This is a genomic window from Enterococcus sp. C102(2024), from assembly GCF_040888205.1.
GTDB lineage: Bacteria > Bacillota > Bacilli > Lactobacillales > Enterococcaceae > Enterococcus > Enterococcus faecalis.
In genome coordinates this window covers 146,317-160,210 of sequence record NZ_JBFOHH010000006.1, presented here as the reverse complement: position 1 = coordinate 160,210, position 13,894 = coordinate 146,317, and the positions used below count along the sequence as shown (strand labels likewise).

The following is a 13,894-nucleotide window of genomic DNA, read 5'->3' as shown; positions in this document are numbered from 1 at the left end:
CAATTAAAAAGTTGAACTTTATCTAAAAAGTGCTAACGTTAAGAAGAGATTAACAATAGAAAGAGGTCATTTTTTTGCTATCTTTACTTATTTCTGTCAAAAAACTATTTTCATCTTTTTTAGGTATCTTAAAAAAAGAAGACACTCGTGCCTTGTTCTTTTTACTGGCAACCACGTTGTTGAGTGGGACTATTTTTTATTCAACAGTGGAAAAATTGTCGCCATTAGATTCGTTATATTTAAGTTTCATGACGTTAACCACGATTGGTTATGGAGATGTTCATCCAGTTACTGACTTGGGAAAAATCTTCACTATGGTTTATGCTACAGTAGGCTTGGGGATTATGGCTATGTTTATTTCGGTCGTAGCAAAATCCTACTTGTATTCTAAACAAAGTCATCACCACCATCACCATAAAAACAAAGAGCATTCAGCGGAAAAGTCTTCAGAAAAATAGACGAAATTGATGAGTTGACCAAGTGTTTCTCGAAAAATGAAAGTTTTTTGAGAAACACTCTTTTTTTATCTTAATAATTATGGTAGTATGTCCCAAACTGTATTTTATTTTAAAGGAGCGTGAAGTGAATGGTCAAAGCGATTCGGAAATTATCGTTAATTCAAAAAATCATGATAGGGATTGTGATTGGAACCACCTTGGGTTTCTTGGTGCCAGAATGGACCTTCATCAGCGTTCTTGGTGAATTGTTTGTGGGCGCCTTAAAAGCAATTGCGCCGATTTTAGTTTTTGTCTTAATTATTGCGTCGCTAGCCCAACAAAAGGCTGGGGCGAAAACATATGTTGGATCAATTTTAGTTGTGTATCTGTTAGCGACATTTTTGGCAGCTGTTGTTGCCGTCACGGCAAGCTATCTGTTTCCCGTTAAGATTGTCTTGGAGGCGGCGCAGGAAGCGCAAGCAGCCCCAACGCAACTTAGTGATGTTTTAAGCAATGTGTTAACAAGCGTTGTCCAAAATCCGATTCAAGCGATGATTGAAGGCAATTATTTATCTGTTTTATTTTGGTCCTCATTAATCGGTATTGGGTTACGTCAAAGTTCGGTCGCTACCAAGGATGTGATTGCCAATCTTTCAACAGGGATTACCACGGTCGTTCAAATGATTATCGGCATTGCGCCAATTGGAATTCTAGGTTTGGTGTTTCATTCGGTGGCAACAACAGGCATTGCAGGGTTAGCCAAGTATGGTCAGTTACTATTATTGTTAATTGGTACGATGGCCGTGGTTGCTTTAGTCGTTTATCCAGCGATTGTTTTTTGGAATATTCGGCAAAATCCGTATCCGTTAGTCTTTTTTGTATTAAAGGAAAGTGCGATTCCCGCATTCTTTACACGCAGTTCTGCGGCCAATATTCCCATTAATATGGAATTGGCGAAAGCAATGGATTTAAATGAAGAATCTTATGCGGTCTCTATTCCGCTAGGCGCAACGATTAATATGGGTGGCGCAGCCATTACGATTACCATTATGACATTAGCGGCAGTCCACACATTAGGCATGTCCGTGCCAATCTATTTAGCCTTATTGTTGAGCATCATCGCCGCTGTTTCTGCTTGTGGGGCTTCAGGAATTGCTGGCGGCTCCTTGTTGTTAATTCCGCTTGCATGTAGTTTGTTTGGCATTTCCAATGACATTGCCATGCAAGTCGTCGGCGTTGGCTTTATCGTCGGCGTAGTCCAAGATTCCATTGAAACAGCGTTGAACTCTTCTAGTGACTTGTTGTTTACCACCTCAGTTGAGTTAGCAGACCGACGTAAAAATGGTGAAATTATTGATGTCAAAGCATTAATTGGCAAAAGTCAATTGGTGGTCGAACAAGAAAATATTTAAAAGAAAGGAACAACCCGCTAAAATGCTGGTTGTTCTTTTCTTTAATAATCTCGGCCCCATTTTTTTCAGGGGCCACTGAAATTATCGACCATTTTGTGAAGAAAATCCTCTCTATAATAAAGGTATCAAGTAAATAGGAGGTACACGAAATGAAATGGTATCAACTTTCCTCAACAAAAGTAATCGAGCAGACTAAGACGAAGCAAACGGGTCTTTCTAGCGAAGAACGTCAGCAACGTTTACAAACGAATGGTCCAAATAAAATTGAAGAAAAACAACAACTGAAAACGTGGCAAAAGCTAGCCAAACATTTTACAGATTTACTAATGATGGTCTTACTCGCTGCCGCAATTCTAAAATTTGCCACAGGCGAAGTGGTCGAAGGAAGTATCATTTTTCTAGTGGTGCTTGTCAATGGCTTTGTCGGTTATTGGCAAGAGCGTAAAGCAGAAGAATCATTAGACGGCCTTAAACAGATGATGGGCCAAGAGGCAGTCGTTCTAATTGATGGACAAAAAACAACCGTTTCTTCTGAAACATTGGTTCTGGGAGATGTAGTCACGTTACAAGCTGGCGATGTAGTTCCAGCAGATTTGCGCTTATTTGATGTTCATAATCTGATGATTGAAGAATCAATTTTGACAGGTGAATCAGAAGCCGTGGAGAAAATTACCGGTTCCTTGAATGAGGAATTGCCAACAGGCGATCAAAAGAATTTGGCTTTTTCAGGAACACTTGTCCAAGCGGGCTCAGCCTTAGGTGTTGTAGTAGAAACAGGAGATTCCACTGAAGTTGGAAAAATTAATCACGCGTTGCAGTCAGTAGATCAAAAAACAACGCCGCTCGTGCGGAAAATGCACCAATTAAACAAGCAAATTTTCCAAGGGATTATGGTCTTGATCGTGTTTCTGATTTTCTTTACCACTTTTCGTCATGGCATGGAATGGAGCCTCTTATTTTCTGCGATGATTGCATTAATTGTAGCAATGATTCCAGAAGGCTTACCTGCTGTGTTAACGATGATTTTATCGATGGGTGTTCATGAGATGGCTAGAGAAAATGCGATTATTAAAGGCATGCCTTCCGTTGAAACATTAGGTTCAATGACAGTTATCTGTTCAGACAAAACAGGAACGCTAACTAAAAATGAAATGACGGTAATGGATGTAGTGACTGAAGAAATGACCATTGTCAAAGAGATTATGGCCAACTGTCAAGAATTGAAATTACAAGACCAACAAAAAATCGCCGACTTACAAGGGAATCCTACCGAGTTAGCTTTATTACAATATGTTGATCAGGATCAACTGTCTTTACGCCCTGTAGAAAAGAAAATTCCGTTTAGTTCAAGTTACAAATACATGGCCACTCGCCATCCGCAAGCAGAAGGTTCAATTATTTATGTCAAAGGTGCGCCAGAAGTATTGTTACAACTTTCTACGTTATCTGATAATCAAAAAGGTGATTGGCAAGCACAAGCTGCGCAATTAGCGCAAAAAGGACAACGGGTATTAGGTTTCGCTTATAAGACAGTTACGTCACAACAGGAACTGACACATGAAGTATTGTCAGGATTGACGTTTGCTGGACTGGCAGGCATCATCGATCCGCCAAAAGAAAGTGCCATTCAAGCCGTCAAAGAATCTCAAGAAGCAGGTATTTCCGTCAAAATGATTACCGGAGACCATAAAGATACAGCGCAAGCCATTGGCGAGCAAGTTGGTTTAAAGCATACGAAAAAAGTCCTTGAAGGATTAGAAATTGATGCTATGTCAGATGAAGAATTAGCTCAGCATGTTCAAAAAGTCGATGTATTTGCACGAACGACGCCAGAACATAAATTACGAATTGTCACGGCGTTACAAAACAATGGCGAAATTGTCGGAATGACCGGCGATGGTGTAAACGATGCGCCAGCACTAAAGAAAGCTGATGTCGGAATTGCCATGGGAATTAAAGGAAGTGAAGTAACCAAACAAGCCGCAGATATGGTTTTGGCAGATGATAATTTCCATACGATTGCTAAGGCCGTGAAAGAAGGACGCCGCATTTTTGATAACTTGAAAAAGACGATTACTTTCTTCTTGCCAACCTCTTTAGCACAAGGTTTAATTGTTGTCTGGGCGCTTTTAATGAATCATCCTCTACCGCTGACACCTGTCCAGATATTATGGGTAAACATGGTAACTACGATTACTTTGTCTTATGCATTAGGTTTTGAAAAAGCGAGTGCTGATACTATGAAACGACCACCAAGAGATGTCAATGAAGGCATTTTAACAAAGTACAGTATTTTTAGAATCGTCTATGTGTCGGTACTCATTATGGTACCAGGTTACCTCATGGCGTTACAATTTGAGGGCCAAGCCTTACAGCAAACGTTCCTCTTACAAAGTATCGTCTTAGCGCAAGCAGCGTATATGATCAACTGTCGTAAGTTGGTTGATCCGTCGTTAAGCACAGGTTTTTTCCAAAATAAAGTGTTGTTTGCTTCATTAGGAATCCTCTTTTTACTACAAGCGCTAGTAGTTTACTGGCCAGTAGCGCAGCAATTAATTGGTACAACTTCTTTAAATGGCCTTCAATTAGCAATGATTTTCGTCCATGTTGTGAGTCTGTTTTTCCTTGTCGAAGGGGAAAAATATATAACCAAACGATTCATGACGAAAGAAAGCCAAAAAACTAGCGAATGTCCTCGCTAGTTCCTTTAAAAATAAGAATGAAGAGTGAGCTCTGCTAGTCGGCGGAGTTCATTTTTTGTTGGTATTAAAGAGAGATAAAAGACAGGAAGATCAAGATGATCCAAGGGAAAATTGGAAATGATTATGTCGGCTTCATTTAACGTCAACTGGCTTAGTTCCACATATTCAATAGCTTGTAATTTCACACGAGTACCTAAATAAGCAGCTAATTCTTGTTGCAAAAAAGCTTTCCAAGCAGGTTCCCCTTGAAAGAGGAAATAGGCAGTCATCGTTTGCGCCTGAATGGAATAACTGGCTTGTTTTTCTAACAAAGAAGCCAAACTAAGAAAATAAGTCGGTTCTTCAATCGTGGTGTAGCGAGATAAAATCTCCAAAAGTTCTTGGTTGCTCTTTGATAACGCAAGGTCCTCCGCGGCTTGTTCGGTCATTAATTCTTGATATTCCAATTGAAATTGCTCAGAAAGTGTTGGGGACTCGGTATATTTAATGAATAACAATAACAGATTATCCAATAAATTTGTTTGGATTAAATCAGGCCGGGCTTCTTCAGTGGACAAATTAGTGACAAACTGTTGTAACGACTTTCGCAGCTGACTGTAATGAGTGTGGAGCGCAGAAGCCAACGTTTCGCCATAGACATTATCGTAATTCCAGCTTTCTAAGAAACAAAAGAAGGCAAAAAAACTTTCTTCTCCTTGCAAATAGATGCCTTCAGAAGCATAAAGCTTTGCCAAGGATGGTTGATAAAGTTGAAACAAGACATCTTTTGAGTCAAAAGAAAATTGACTCACTCGGCAATTGGCTTTGTTGCGAATCGTGTTAATAAAAAACCAACAAGCGCCAAAAATTTCTTCCGTTTCCACCGTCAACTCACTACTGTAAACTTGTTTCAAAAATTGAAAATAATGCTCCTCATGAATAGAATAATCGTCAAAAAAATAATTATTATGAGTAAAAGGCACCAACAAACGGTGATAAAAAATCCGAATATTGCTTTCTGCCCCGATTAGCTGAATGGTCGTTGTGGTTAATTGAATCGTTAAATGAAAATCACGTAAGGCCTGATTCATTTTTTTGATATGTCGCTTCAAAGTTTCATAAGAAACACCACTAGTGCTCAAAAAAGAAGTTGTTACTAACTCTTTCGTAAATAGTAGCTCTTTTAATAGCTGAATACTAATGGATTGAGGTAAAAATAATGACCAAAGCTCATTGGTTTGCGCATTCCCCTGATTACGTAACCGAATACCACTGCTATCGGTTTCAATGGACCAGTCGGCGGGTAATTGACTGCGAATATACTGTAAATCCGAAAAAACGGTTCGCTCTGTCGTCTGGATTTGCGTGGCTAAACGCTTGGCTGTCAGCTGAGGAACATTTAATAACTGTTCCAACAAACGAATTTGCCGAAGCAAATCTTTTTCCGTTATCACACGTTTTAACATGGAGTACATGGCAAAACCTCCTTTTGCTTAAGAATACGGATAAAAAGGGGATTGGTCAATTAAAAAAAGAAGCGAATCGTCATTCGCTTCTTTTTATTCACTATACAAAAATATCAAATGTATGCAAAACGGCTGACAATAAAATGGTTACAACAGCCATTCCTGATACAAAGCCGACAGCACCAGGAACAAACGGAGGTAATCGTTTAGCAATATAGCTACCGACAGGGGCCGCACTGATTCCTGCTAAAACAGCGATGGTCAGGGAAAGCCAAAAGCCACCACCCATCATTAAAATCACACCAGGAACAATACTGACCAGTGGCATAAACGTTGGATACCAACCTTCTTCAGCGAAATGTTTTCGATAAAGAAAAACACCAACAGCCGAAGCAATCATTTGTCCCATTAAAATGTCAGGAACCAAGCCAGAACCATTTGTAATATGATTAATATTGACAAACCAATCTGTTAAAACGCCTAGAATTACCAAACCCCCAACTAACTCATTTCCATAAAACCAAGCTTCGGAGAAGTCAGCAAAAGTGCGTCGTATTGACCATTGAAAGGTTTGCGTATTTTCAATTTTAGGTTGTTTTTGCCGCTTCTGAGCGATTGGTGCAACAGAAGGAACCATCCAAGGAAGTTGATGACAGATGGCTGAAACAATCCAGCCAACAAAAGCCATTGTGGTAACGTTGGAAACTGTCCCAGGTACATTTAAAAGGGGCATCAATTGCGCATTCAGCCAATTGGCAAACGGAAAGGTGAAAAGCGCACTCAACAGAGAAATCGTTCCTAATTTTTTCCAGCCAGGACCATAAACGAGCGTTAAAGCTGGCGGCGTGCCGACCACCACAATAAACGTTGGTAACCACAACACTTCTTTTGTAAAAAAGCGTGTAAAATCAAAAACATAAATAGTTAAAAAGAGGGAAAGTAGCTGAGAAGCAAGTACCCAAGGCCAAGCACCAGAGCCACCAGCAATTGCAAATCCCTGCCATTTTGAATTTTTCCGATAAAGTTGCCAAGCAATCAGACCGCCGATTAGTAAGAAAAGCGTTGTAAAAAGTCCACCGTAAAATTCCCCTTCCGTGAAGTTCATAACAAAATAGATAAATTTGTAAAATCCCTGCTGATTCACTTTGATAACTACGTCATTGTAAGGAAAAAAGTTAGACACATGTCGAAAGCCATTCATGATCCAATACAGGAACATTCCCAAAAAAATTTTTACAACAAGAGCTAAAACGGCTTCGTAATTGATCGATTTATTTTTCATATGATCGCTCCAAAAAAATGACATTTTACTAAGTTTTTGAAATTAGTTTATTTTAGCTACTAAAGCTTTTAGTGCCTCGTTAAAGACATTTGCTGGCGGATTAGTCAATCCAGCGCCAATCATACCAATCCCCGGTTCTTTATGAGCAATAGCAGTATTAATGACAGGCAGCATCCCTGTTTCTAAGACTTTTAAGACATCGATGCCTGAAGGAATCCCCATAAAATCTAAAACAGGAATCGTGATATTGGGATTTTCTTTCGTAGTAATTTCCAGCATTTCTTTTGAATAATTCAATGCTTCTGCCACTGTTCCGCCAACTAATGGGACAATTGCTGGTGCAGCTGCCATGGCAAATCCGCCAACACCATACGTTTCTGTAATAGCACTATCGCCCATATCCAAACCAGCATCTTCTTGTGTGTAACCAGCAAACATCGGACCAATCACCCGTTGGGCAGGCCCTGTAAACCAGTGATTTCCGCCAATCCCACTGACACGAATTCCAAATTCGACCCCATTGCGACACATGGTGGTGACAATTGTACTATTCTCCACATTATGCCCAGCATCTAACGCACATTTAGCGGCGCCCATCCAAGTTGGACCAGAAAAATAGTCAGAACTGCCAAGAAATTCAAATACTTCTTTTAATTGTTCACGAGAAAAATCAGTTTGAACCATGTAAGGCGTTAATGCTTGGACTAACAACGTACTTCCAGCTACATTGCGATTATGACACTCATCGCCCATATGCAAGGCTTGCGAAAGCATTAAGCGTAAATCAATGCCTTCTGGACAAAAAGTCATGGCATCATGAAGTAATGGACCTAAAACATCGCGCATCCAAATCAGGCGATCCACGACGGATTGATCATTTGCACCAAATCGTAAAACTTTCGCTAATTGTTCACTTAAATTAGTAAAAGCCGTGTTGCCGTACGTTTCATTTTTGATAATATGAACGTACATATTCGGAGAAGTCACGCCAGCCATAGAACCAACGGCATCATGTTCATGACAAGGAGAAAACGTAATCGCGCCAGAACGAGCAACCCGATCAGCATCAGCTAGATCTTTTGCTAATCCTTCAAAAACAAGCGCTCCTTGAACGGCACCTTTCATCGGTCCGCACATATTTTCATAAGTAATGGGTGGCCCAGCATGTAAAATGGTCGTTTCAGTCATATCGGGCATGACATTAATTGCTTTATCAAATCCTACTAAAATAGGTTTTGATTGAATAATGCGGGTAACCGCTTCTTCGTTGGCTTGTTGGATTTTTTCATAAAGTGTTGGATTTTTTAATTGATCCAATAATTTCAATAGCTCTGGGTCACCATTGGCTGGCGGTGCCCAATTTACTTGATGTGAAGGAATCCCTTGTTTTTTCATATCTTCATGTATAAAGTCAATGCCTACATTGATCGTATCTAAAGGCTGCTTAAAAAGATCATTTCTGCTCATGTTCGTTCGCTCCTTTTACAAAAGTTTTGGTGGCTTCGCAAAGTTGATGACTGCTGTCGACAACGAGAACCTCTAAATCTTCTAAAATTTTCCGCTGTTCATGAATATCTTGTGGATCTTCTTCGGTCCCTAAAACATAGCCAATAATGGCTAACTCACGACCATCTGCTTTCGCTATTGCTTTGGCTTCCTTTAACGCCTCAGCTAACACGCCAACAGGATTTTCGTGAGAACCATAACCTAATTCAAAATCTAACGCTAAAACTGCCACTTCAGGATCTTTGGCTTCTTGAAGAATGCGAGTAATCCGAGAAGTCGGATCGATCATTGGATGTGGGCGGCCTTCTGTGAAACGATCATCACCGAAATCAATCAATGTATGTGCTTGGCTGTGGTCAGGATTTGCTAATTGCCGTTCAGGAATTTTATGAATATTACTATAAACATCATCAGAGACTTCTGTTAAAGCATATAAAAGTTCATCACAAAGAGTGCCACCACAGAACAACCCACGAACAAATTTTTGAGAAGGGGCTTGTTGCTGTTGGATGGCTGTTAACGTTGCACCTGTCGGATTTTGATAGAGGCTGGTTTCCGCTTTCTGTGTTTGACTAAATTGAATCACCTTTTGAACTGCATCCAGAGAAGAAGTAGCAAAAGTGACGTTGTCTATTTTTCGTTCCGTTTGTTCACTGCCGATAAAGTAAATAACAACTGGTTTAGTTGAAACAGCTAATTTTTTTAAAATTTTCTCTGTTACTTCTGGAGCAGGCGGTTTAGAAATAAGTAAAATTGCCTTAGTTTGTTCGTCAGCCATTAAAGCATCCAGCCCGTCAAGCATCATCAGCCCACCAATTTCAGCAGACAAATCACGGCCGCCAGTACCGATTAATTGTGAAATCCCATAACCATATTTATGGATTTGAACACTAACTTCTTGGCTGCCTGTACCAGAAGCGCCGACAATTCCAATATCTCCTGAACGTACCTCGTTAGCAAAACATAACCCAACGCCATTAATAATCGCTGTTCCACAATCAGGGCCCATCACAAACAGTTCTTTTTCGTGTGCTTTTTGTTTTAACGCTAATTCCTCGTCAACCGTCACGTTATCACTAAAGAGCATGACGTGTTTTTGCTGATCTAAAGCTTTATGCGCTTCTCGTGCAGCAAATTTTCCATTGACAGAAATTACAACTAAGTTGGCATCAGGCTCTTCATGAAGGGCTGAATCTAACGTCTTATAGGTTACTTCAGAAGAAGCGGTTTTCTTTTTCTTCGTAAATAACTCGTCGACTTGCTGTAAAATTTCTTCTGAGTTCGCTTGGTCATCAAGATCTAAAACAATTAATAAATCACCCGTTGTAACATGATCCAAGGCGGGTGTATATAAACCAACATTCCGAATCACTTCAAGATTCATGTCGGTTCCCATCCCAATCATTGCAGTTTTAACTCCAGCCAGTTCATTGGCTCGTGTTGAAATGGTCATTAAAGTAACTGAATCAAAATAGGCGTTCTCTTTAATTACTGTTTGAATTGTCATGATTATTCTCCTCACAAAATAGTTTTAAACCAAAAATAATGCCGCAAAGTATGTCGCTTCCTGAAGTTGAGCCCACCTCCTCTAAAGCTGAAACCGCTTGAGCCATTTCGTTTGTATTTCCACTTTCAATTGATAAAAAAACACGCTGAACTAGCTGAGAAAACCGTTCGTTCACTGCTTCATGGATTTCCGCATAACTGACCGCATTCGTTCGTTCCTTGGCTAGCACAGCCAGCTGTTGGAAATTCGAGGGAAGTTGCTGTAATGCAGAAAAACTAGCAAGTAATCCTGTGATAAAATCATCGCCAGTGGGGGTTAAACCAATCCCCAATCCCAAAATCTTCGTTAAACAATCAAGAGCTATTTTAAAAGATTTTTGCGCCCAAGCCTGTTGAAAATGAATCATTTCTTTTTGAATCTGGGTCCGACTATAAGAATCAAAAAGAAAGGTTGACGGCGAAGCAGGAAAAAGCGCTTGCCAAGGATTGAAACGAGTTTGCTGAATATACGTTAAAAAAATAGCTATCTTTGTTTTACTGGGTGTTAAATAAAGTGGCGTTGGTTGCCAAATTTGGGCATCGGCTAGGGTTAATTGTCGTCGGCCTAACCGGATAAACAGGGGCTCAATTTGGACAGGTAAATCAGCGAAATGGCTAAGTTTTTTTTCATCGAGTATAATCGTGTTAGGTGCTATATGTTCGGGATGCGTTGAAATGGTCAAGAGAATTTCTTGGGTGTCTACATGACCATAATTAATAGCGTGCGTAAAACATTGCAAACTAGTCAATGTTTGATGAGGGAGTTTCGATAAAATCGTTTGGTCATAAGCTAAAATTTTTGTCATTCCAACGACCTCCTTTTTAATAGCGCTTTCACGACTTCATAATAAAAGAATCCAGCACGCTAAACAATTGCTAAAAATGACATTGATTTACAAGTTTGAATGGACAATTTGTACATTGGGAGGAAAAATGATGTTAAAAGTGAGTGATTTATTAACGTTAGAAGAATTACCTGGCATTACCTTAGTGGCAGGACATAAAAATCAGGACCAACCGATTTTAAAAGTCAATATTTTAGAAAATCCTGATATTTTAGATTGGCTAACAGCAGGTGAGCTGCTGTTAACGACAGGGTACATATTTAAAGATGATCGGAAATTACAGAAAAATTTTTTGAAAGAACTAGCCAAACACCATTGTGCTGCCTTAGGATTTAAAACCCAACGTTATTTTGAAGAAGTTCCACCAGACTTAATCAAACTAGCAAATGAAATGAATGTACCTATTTTAGCAATTCCTTACAATTACACCTTTTCGCAAATTGCTGACGTGTTGAAAAGTCGTGTCACGTTAGAACAATTTGACATGAATGCGCAAGAAACCGCATTGCATAATAAAATTTATCAAATCTTAGAAACGGGAAGTAGCAGTTTTCATTTGCTGCAGGATCTAGCAGAAACCATTCAAAATCCTGTCTTGTTATTGGATGACCACTTTGAAGGAGTTAATTTTTTTGACTTGCCTAAAAATCCAATTCGTATTTCTAGCATTTTAGAAGATAGACAAGAAACCTCAGATTTCCAAAAACAATTACTAGAACAAAGTCATCCATTATTACGCTTTTATCAAGAACCGATTCATTTACAGTTGAAACTCCAGAACCAAGTGGTGCCAATTGAAATTTATCCAATTAAAAAGAAAAATGTTATTTTATATTATTTACTCGTCTGGAACACCTTGGCCCCATTACGACCAGTCGACGTGGCTCATTTTAAAATCACAGCCCATTACTTACTTTTACAATTGCAATTGGAATACTCACGGAAATTTGAAGAATACCAACAACGAAACGAATTATTTTTTAAGCTGATTGCGCATGAAAAGAGGGACCAAGCTGTTTTCCAACAATTTCAACAATATTATCGCTTGGCAATAGATAAGCCCTATGCGATTTTGCTAATTTCATTAACCTTAAATGAACGCCAAAGGCAAGAAAGAATGTCTATTTTAGGCAACCAGCTAAACCAAGTTATCTTAGGGGACAAACAAAAAATTGTTTGTATTGAAATTGACAGTTCCTTTGTCTTATTAGTTGAAGATCCACCTGAAAAAGAAGGCGATTATCTGAAAATGATGCAACGCCTAGCAAAAAGCAGCATAAATCAGTTAATGAAAGTACAAGAAGATGTGGAACTTTTCCTAACAATAGGACCTAAGATTCAGGGTCTGACCCAGATTCATGAATCTTATCAACAAGCGATTGACGTTTTAGCCTTTCAACGCCAATTCGTTGCAGAAAAACCTGAAATGAGGATTGCTTCCTACGCGAATTTTCATTTTAGACAGACACTACAACGTTATTTTTTAGAAGAAGGACAAGCAACCCTCAGAAAAAAATATCTTCAACCATTGCAGAAAAGTGATCAACAGCAACATACCGACTTTGTCCATACACTGAATGTCTATTTTCAATCAAAACGAAACTTGTCTCAAACAGCCAAAAAGCTCTTTATTCATCGTAATACTTTGTTACAACGATTGGAGAAAATTGAACAGCTAGTGCTGTTGGATTTTGATAAGGAAGTGGACTTGTTGGCGCTGGAAGTGGCGTTGTTTGTGGGAACTTAAGATGCAATATAAGTGGTGGTTTTTAATTTAATAGAATATATAAAAGAAACGATTATACAAGAAGGATAATTTAATCAATAAAAAATGGAATCTTTTCAATAAAGATTCCATTTTTTATTGAAAAAGTTGGGGTAATTCATTACACTTACACTGTTCCCACTCGTCTTTATACAAATACCTCTGCTATATACAATCAAAAATTACATCATGCTATATATAATAAGAACCAACAACTACAACAAAAAAATCATCTAGAAAGAAGCCCAAAAATGAACCTAACCCATCAAGACTTCAATCTATTCAACCGAGAAATCTTCACATTTAAACAACTCAAAGAGCAACAAACATCAGCAGAAATCGATGCCTTAAAGCAAACCTACAAGCAACATTGGGAAAAGTGGAAAGCCTTAAACCTCGCAATCGCTCAAGGTTTACCAGCTGAACTCGGCATCACTAAGCCGAAAATCGAAAGCTGGACCAACGGCTGGAATTTACGCAGTCATTTCTGGGCTGCGTATCGCAGTGAGCAACGCCAAGCGGAAAATGCTTGTCTGGCGTTGTTATTAAATAAAAAGCAATTTCAAGTATATTTGATGTTTCAACATTACAAAAGTGAGGAGCGGACAGGCTCAGTCGTCGCTTACAATCAATTGCTTAATCGTTTAGAAGCTTGGAGTCAAACCATCGACTGCGAAGGCTATTATATTTGGCCGCAGGAAGAGCATGAACTAGTGGACCATTTGCCTTTAAAAGATTATTTAGCAGATGAAAAACAACGGAAAATTTTAGAAGAGCGGATAGGCAATCGCTCATTTCAGATCGGTAAGTTGTGGTTTGCGACGGAAAAGCTTGAAACGATTGAAGAAAAAAGTTGTCAGGCGCTTCAAGAATTAGCGCCATTGTATAACGCATTATCTGAAAAATGAACGAAACAATGTCTCTGACCAAGGACCTGGTCAGAGACGTTGTTTGT

Annotated in this window: 10 protein-coding genes; 5 read left to right on the top strand and 5 right to left on the bottom strand. The window is 39.1% G+C overall.

What is annotated here, in order from left to right; genetic code table 11:
• Positions 1-74: 74 nt before the first annotated feature.
• From AB3I34_RS12100 to AB3I34_RS12090, 3 genes are all read left to right on the top strand, one after another.
• Positions 75-458: a potassium channel family protein gene (locus AB3I34_RS12100; protein WP_002355036.1), complete on the top strand. Its 384-nt coding sequence runs from the start codon at positions 75-77 to the stop codon at positions 456-458.
• A 128-nt stretch (positions 459-586) separates the two neighbouring features.
• A complete protein-coding gene (gene sstT / locus AB3I34_RS12095; protein ID WP_002355037.1) occupies positions 587-1,849 on the top strand; it encodes a serine/threonine transporter SstT in 1,263 nt (420 codons plus the stop codon).
• Between the two features lie 149 nt (positions 1,850-1,998).
• Positions 1,999-4,551 carry a cation-transporting P-type ATPase gene (locus tag AB3I34_RS12090; protein ID WP_085444177.1) on the top strand — a complete coding sequence of 851 codons (2,553 nt, stop codon included), beginning with the start codon at positions 1,999-2,001 and terminating at the stop codon, positions 4,549-4,551.
• Between the two features lie 5 nt (positions 4,552-4,556).
• Here the strand turns inward: AB3I34_RS12090 and AB3I34_RS12085 are convergent, their stop codons facing one another.
• The 5 genes from AB3I34_RS12085 to AB3I34_RS12065 all read right to left on the bottom strand — a co-directional run bounded on the left by AB3I34_RS12085 (position 4,557) and on the right by AB3I34_RS12065 (position 11,135).
• The gene (locus tag AB3I34_RS12085) at positions 4,557-5,996 is read right to left on the bottom strand and encodes a helix-turn-helix domain-containing protein (protein WP_002396642.1); all 1,440 of its coding nucleotides are present in this window, start codon (positions 5,994-5,996) and stop codon (positions 4,557-4,559) included.
• A 100-nt stretch (positions 5,997-6,096) separates the two neighbouring features.
• A complete protein-coding gene (locus AB3I34_RS12080; protein ID WP_002372884.1) occupies positions 6,097-7,278 on the bottom strand; it encodes a hypothetical protein in 1,182 nt (393 codons plus the stop codon).
• Between the two features lie 42 nt (positions 7,279-7,320).
• On the bottom strand, positions 7,321-8,745 hold the full coding sequence (locus tag AB3I34_RS12075) for a DUF1116 domain-containing protein (RefSeq protein ID WP_085444176.1): 1,425 nt from the start codon (positions 8,743-8,745) through the stop codon (positions 7,321-7,323).
• On the bottom strand, positions 8,732-10,291 hold the full coding sequence (gene fdrA, locus AB3I34_RS12070; RefSeq protein ID WP_010817666.1) for an acyl-CoA synthetase FdrA: 1,560 nt from the start codon (positions 10,289-10,291) through the stop codon (positions 8,732-8,734). Before fdrA ends, AB3I34_RS12075 begins: the two co-directional genes overlap by 14 nt.
• Positions 10,269-11,135, bottom strand: coding sequence for a DUF2877 domain-containing protein (locus AB3I34_RS12065; RefSeq protein ID WP_010817665.1), 867 nt, complete (start codon positions 11,133-11,135; stop codon positions 10,269-10,271). Before AB3I34_RS12065 ends, fdrA begins: the two co-directional genes overlap by 23 nt.
• A gap of 127 nt (positions 11,136-11,262) precedes the next feature.
• Here AB3I34_RS12065 and AB3I34_RS12060 point away from each other — a divergent pair, with 127 nt between their 5' ends.
• Complete coding sequence (locus AB3I34_RS12060; RefSeq protein WP_162784115.1) at positions 11,263-12,921, top strand: PucR family transcriptional regulator; 1,659 nt, start codon at positions 11,263-11,265, stop codon at positions 12,919-12,921.
• 269 nt (positions 12,922-13,190) lie between these two features.
• Positions 13,191-13,847, top strand: a complete 657-nt coding sequence (locus tag AB3I34_RS12055; protein ID WP_002387340.1) for a glucose-6-phosphate 1-dehydrogenase family protein — start codon at positions 13,191-13,193, stop codon at positions 13,845-13,847.
• The last annotated feature ends 47 nt before the right edge of the window (positions 13,848-13,894 follow it).